This window comes from Levilactobacillus senmaizukei DSM 21775 = NBRC 103853, from assembly GCF_001592085.1.
Taxonomy (GTDB): domain Bacteria; phylum Bacillota; class Bacilli; order Lactobacillales; family Lactobacillaceae; genus Levilactobacillus; species Levilactobacillus senmaizukei.
Map to the genome: position 1 here is coordinate 1 of NZ_BCWD01000042.1, position 4,548 is coordinate 4,548.

At 40.3% G+C, this 4,548-nt stretch carries 6 protein-coding genes; all 6 read right to left on the reverse strand.

Features of this window, described 5'->3' with window-relative positions; all coding sequences use genetic code 11:
* Positions 1 to 59: 59 nt before the first annotated feature.
* The 6 genes from LSE01S_RS10345 to mobQ all read right to left on the reverse strand — a co-directional run bounded on the left by LSE01S_RS10345 (position 60) and on the right by mobQ (position 4,309).
* Positions 60 to 395: a hypothetical protein gene (locus LSE01S_RS10345; protein WP_041816359.1), complete on the reverse strand. Its 336-nt coding sequence runs from the start codon at positions 393 to 395 to the stop codon at positions 60 to 62.
* Between the two features lie 49 nt (positions 396 to 444).
* Positions 445 to 1,089 carry a helix-turn-helix transcriptional regulator gene (locus tag LSE01S_RS10350; RefSeq protein ID WP_061777554.1) on the reverse strand — a complete coding sequence of 215 codons (645 nt, stop codon included), beginning with the start codon at positions 1,087 to 1,089 and terminating at the stop codon, positions 445 to 447.
* Positions 1,090 to 1,892: 803 nt separating this feature from the next.
* Positions 1,893 to 2,075 (reverse strand): hypothetical protein, encoded by a 183-nt coding sequence (locus LSE01S_RS11025; RefSeq protein WP_041816356.1) that lies wholly within the window; start codon positions 2,073 to 2,075, stop codon positions 1,893 to 1,895.
* A gap of 11 nt (positions 2,076 to 2,086) precedes the next feature.
* Positions 2,087 to 2,551, reverse strand: a complete 465-nt coding sequence (locus LSE01S_RS10360) for a replication protein B (RefSeq protein ID WP_015474717.1) — start codon at positions 2,549 to 2,551, stop codon at positions 2,087 to 2,089.
* Between the two features lie 76 nt (positions 2,552 to 2,627).
* Positions 2,628 to 3,185 carry a hypothetical protein gene (locus LSE01S_RS10365; protein WP_061777555.1) on the reverse strand — a complete coding sequence of 186 codons (558 nt, stop codon included), beginning with the start codon at positions 3,183 to 3,185 and terminating at the stop codon, positions 2,628 to 2,630.
* Complete coding sequence (mobQ, locus tag LSE01S_RS10370) at positions 3,185 to 4,309, reverse strand: MobQ family relaxase (RefSeq protein WP_235808342.1); 1,125 nt, start codon at positions 4,307 to 4,309, stop codon at positions 3,185 to 3,187. Before mobQ ends, LSE01S_RS10365 begins: the two co-directional genes overlap by 1 nt.
* Between the last annotated feature and the right edge of the window lie 239 nt (positions 4,310 to 4,548).

A 4,548-nucleotide genomic window follows, 5' to 3' on the forward strand; every position in this document is an offset into this window, starting at 1 on the left:
GTTAGTGAATTTCTCCATAGTTTTCACTAGACCATTTAACTTTTAACGCTACCTATTCGCTAATGACCAGTTCTAAACAAATTAACCAAATTCCACAGCACCAATACGGCCAAAACACCCGAGAAAACAATATTCACTAAGGGCATACCCATAAAAAGCTTGCCAACAATGAGCAGTAACCAAAAAGAAGAAAATAACAACACTGCCCTTTTGTCTAGCTCATGAAACTTGTCATGTCGCTTTTGACCGCTCAAAAAGGCTCCAAGTCCAACAATGAAATACACCGCCATATTACCTGAATTACTACTAACCGCCGCAATAATTACCAATGAAATACCAACATAAACTACCCAATTAGAAAACAACGGCTTCTCAAAAAGCTTGTTAAGAGTCATATTTCTCCCCCCCCCATATCATAAACCATAATAAAAAATATAAAACGACTCAATCAAGACTGGTAGCTGTCATTTTTAGCACTTTATCAGGACTAAATATAACAATCGCCATAACTGACACAACCCGAATTAAACCGCCAAAAATCGCTCCCACGATGGTACCAGTCAGATAAAAAGCAGACTCACCAGTCGCTATAAAAGAAGCATGTAATGCTAGATAACCAGTACCAATTAAAATAAGCAAAAACAATAATAAATGATCAAACGAGACAAACCATTCCCTTAACTGATGGCCAGTTAAAGGAAAATGTGTTAGACAAATAGCTACACTAGTCACATAAAATATGACTAACCATCCATTACGTGGGTAAATACGTGTCATACTCGATACATACGATAGAACAGTGAGCACCACCATAAAACCATAACTAACCTTAAATATCCTAAGATTTTTCTTACTCAATTTTTCAAGTTCACTCAATCTATCTGTCATTACTTGGTCCTCCCTCAGCAAAGTATCTAACGATACTGAAAAAACATCACTAATTTTAACCAATGTCTTAATATCTGGATAATTTCGGCCATTTTCCCAACTAGAAACCGTTTTACGCGAAACTAATAAAGATTTGGCCATAGCCTCCTGAGTCATTTTTCCCTGCAATCTCAAAGTTTTAATTTTCTCTTGAAATTTCATATTGCCCCCCAAACTCAACTATGAATAATTCTTATTAAAAAACAAGCTAGTATTTCTAGACAGCCCTATACACGCACCAGATCTGAGCATAAAGACACTTAAACCCAACAAAAGGTTGAGCCGTTCCGGCTCTCTCATGAGTCTTTCCCTGAAAACGGGAAAAACGGCTTCTTTAGAGCCCTAAACAGCTAAGTTCAACCTCGGATTTACTCCGTGGCTCAATTTAGCCGTTTAACAACCGTTTAAGCGCACATAGCCCTTGCCCCTATAAATCCTATCGTCTTTTAGCCTGGTCGTTGCCAGTCGCGCTTTTATTTAACCTGAGAGCGTGTTTCAACTCACTTTGACCATAGGGCGGTCGTTTCCATTTCCTATGTTTCCAACCACGTCTTTAGTCGCGTTGATCTCGACTGGGTTTAGCATACCCCTGGCTTTAACTACAAACGGGGTCACGAACCACGTTAACGAATGATTTGAGTGACCAACATCAGGGCATTACCCACGCGTCTTTTAACTGGGGGTCAGACCAGCCATTCCACGTCCACAAAAAAAGATCTCGTTAGCCAACCTACTAGGGTTTACTAACGAGGTCTTATCAAATGGTTTTATTTAACCAGGATTCATGATAAAATACGTTATTGAGATAGGGACTGATGTGTAGTCCTATCGGAAAACCCTAACAGGTAGATACTGTTAGGTCATCGAAGCCTTAGGACGCCAATCCTGAAGGCTTTTCTTATGCGCTCATATTCAACTTAGCTTTATGATAGCGTATTCGAGAACACAATACAACGTAAAATCCATCAGTTTTCAAATCTAACCGTAATCATATAAGCCATGACAATGGCTATCAAGATGCCAAATATATCCAGCAAAATATGCCAAGGCTCGTCTGTCCACGACAAATTCAAGAAGTAACCAATCACATTCAACATAAACCACAAGTTAATGACAAATTGAATGCCAAAAACTAGCTTTTGTTTCATCATTAGACTCCTTACCGCTTAAATAGACGTGACCAGAAGCCACGTTCAGCTTTAGCCACTGTATTGTCTACATTACTAGTTTGTACAGGCTCCTCTACTGAATCCTTTCTGTCTTGTTCATCAGTCATTTTGTTTTCTAGTTGCTTAATCTTATTCTCAGCCATAAGTTGTAATTGCTGAGATTGATCCAATAGTCTAGTCAATTTAACAATCTGTTCTTGCTGACTTTGTACACGATCTTTCAGTTCATCTACCAAATAATCTTTCTGCTCTGTGTTATGGTCTTCTGTAACGGATACTTCTTTTAACTCCTTTTCTAAAAGGTTTTTAACCGTTTCATCAAAGTATAACGTTTGTCCCACTTTGTACTGCTCTTTGTAATGGTTTCTTGTAATAGCTCGATACACTTTCATCTTGCTAACGCCTATTAAATCAGCTATTTTCTTAATTGAATAACCGTTTTTTTTGTTACTCATACCGTTTCACCCCGTTACGGATTAATCATTTGTTCAAGAATAGCACATCCAGCCTTCGATTATTCTTTAAGTAAGACTAATCGAAGAATTCAACGATTTTACCCGCAATCATTATCGGTACATAAATCATAAAAATTTCGATACAGATCAATAAAAAACTAGTGAGTATCGCCCCCATACACCTGATTGCTCCCCAACCAGTTAACTCCGGGTGCCACGTATCCCATATCGCTTTCAATCCCGATCCATGGAAAACCATTGGAACAATAACCCACATTAATAGTCCTAATGTTGCCAATAATGTGACAATCCCAATCACCATGACAATTACGCTTATGGTGTGCTGTAAGGCATTCTTTTCCATACGTTGCTTAGTCGCTTCAATTTCTTGATTTAGATCCCGCAAAATTTTCCGTTGGGCCGCAATTTTCTGATTTTGTTCTTGTTCAAACGTGTTTAAACTAGCTTGGCACTGTTCCCCAATCTGCTCTACTAACTCGTCAGTTTGGTTCCTAACTTCCCGCTTGGTTTCTTGTTGAACTAATTGCGTTAACGCTGGCACCTGCTTAAAATTCACTTCACCATTATCTAATGCTTGTAGTAACTGAATGATCATTAATTTACTCTCGTCCATTATCGTCGTGGCCCTCTTTCTCGATTAATACCCGGATTGTAACGGTTCATCTTAGTGGATTCATGTTGCTCTTGTTCTTCACGCGTTTGTTTAGCTTGTTTGGCTTCTCGTAGCTTTTCTTGCATTAATTCATACAATTTGTGAGGGTCATACGTCGTTTCTGACTCCTTTATTTCTAATTTCTGGGTTTCAGTATTTTTATCCTGTACCAGGGGCTGCTTTGGTTCTGCACGCAGTAATCGTTCTTGTAAGTCAACCAACGCTGCTTTTAACCGTTCTAATTGCTGTTTAAGTTGTTCCCACTCCTGCTCAAGTTGCTGTAATAAGCTGTTCTGCGCCTTAATTGCTTGGTTAATTTGCACGCGATCTGAACGGTCGCCCATTTGACGAGCGACCGTTCCTTCATGAATAGTTGGGATCTGTTCCTTTGCTTGTCGTTGATAACTCCGATGATCGAGTTGTAAATCTGGCGTAAAGTATTTATTACAGGCTTCTGCCCATGACTCACGCCAATTTTCGACTTTATCGCGATTATTCCAATCGTTATACGTCTGGGTTGTCCGTTTCCACATTTTACGGCCTCGGGCCCCGATCTTTTGTTCGTGAGTTTTAGGATCAATTTGGGGAACTTTATGCCCGTTTTCGTCCAATATGTACCCACTCTTCTGTTTAGACGCCCATTCTCCCGTAGTTTTGATGCTCCGCATCGTCAACATGATATGGACATGCGGATTTCCATCTGCTTTATCATGCAGCGACCAATCCGCACACATGCCTTGATCGACAAAATTTTTCTGCACATAATCATGGACGAGCTGAATCTGCTGGTCACGGGTTAACTCAACTGGCAACGCTACTTCAACTTCACGGGCCAATTGTGCATTGCTTTTAGCTTCTTTGACTTGTACCGCATTCCATAAGATCTCACGGTCGTTATACGCACGAGGGGCTTGCTCCGGTAACTGGATTTCACTATATTGCACCCCGCGTTTATGCGTAAAGTCTTTAATTTGGCCCGTTTCTTGATCAACTAATCGTTGACCCGACCGATAAGCGGCTGAAGCAATTGCCGACTGACCTTTACTGCGACTAATTATTTTGACTGATAGGTGAAAAATTGCCACATTTTTGACCTCCGAACTTGATGAAGTATTTGATTTGCGATTTTTGAAATGCATTACTCCTTGGGAGCCTAAAGGCGACCTTTGAGTAACGCATTTCAATGAGCCGTTCTATGATATTTTAGTCGGAGTTATCCGCTAAAAATGCCATAGAAAATGGCGAATGCTTTTGATTCTGTCTTGCCGACCAGGCAACCGGCGGTAGCCCCAGCGGAGCGAGCACGTGAGCGCAGCGAAAAATA

Bases quoted from the DNA above. Each gene is read 5' to 3' on its own strand.
- LSE01S_RS10360 (WP_015474717.1), bottom strand. From the start codon at position 2,551: ATGAGTAACAAAAAAAACGGTTATTCAATTAAGAAAATAGCTGATTTA.
- LSE01S_RS10365 (WP_061777555.1), bottom strand. From the start codon at position 3,185: ATGGACGAGAGTAAATTAATGATCATTCAGTTACTACAAGCATTAGAT.
- LSE01S_RS10350 (WP_061777554.1), bottom strand. From the start codon at position 1,089: ATGAAATTTCAAGAGAAAATTAAAACTTTGAGATTGCAGGGAAAAATG.
- LSE01S_RS10345 (WP_041816359.1), bottom strand. From the start codon at position 395: ATGACTCTTAACAAGCTTTTTGAGAAGCCGTTGTTTTCTAATTGGGTA.
- LSE01S_RS11025 (WP_041816356.1), bottom strand. From the start codon at position 2,075: ATGAAACAAAAGCTAGTTTTTGGCATTCAATTTGTCATTAACTTGTGG.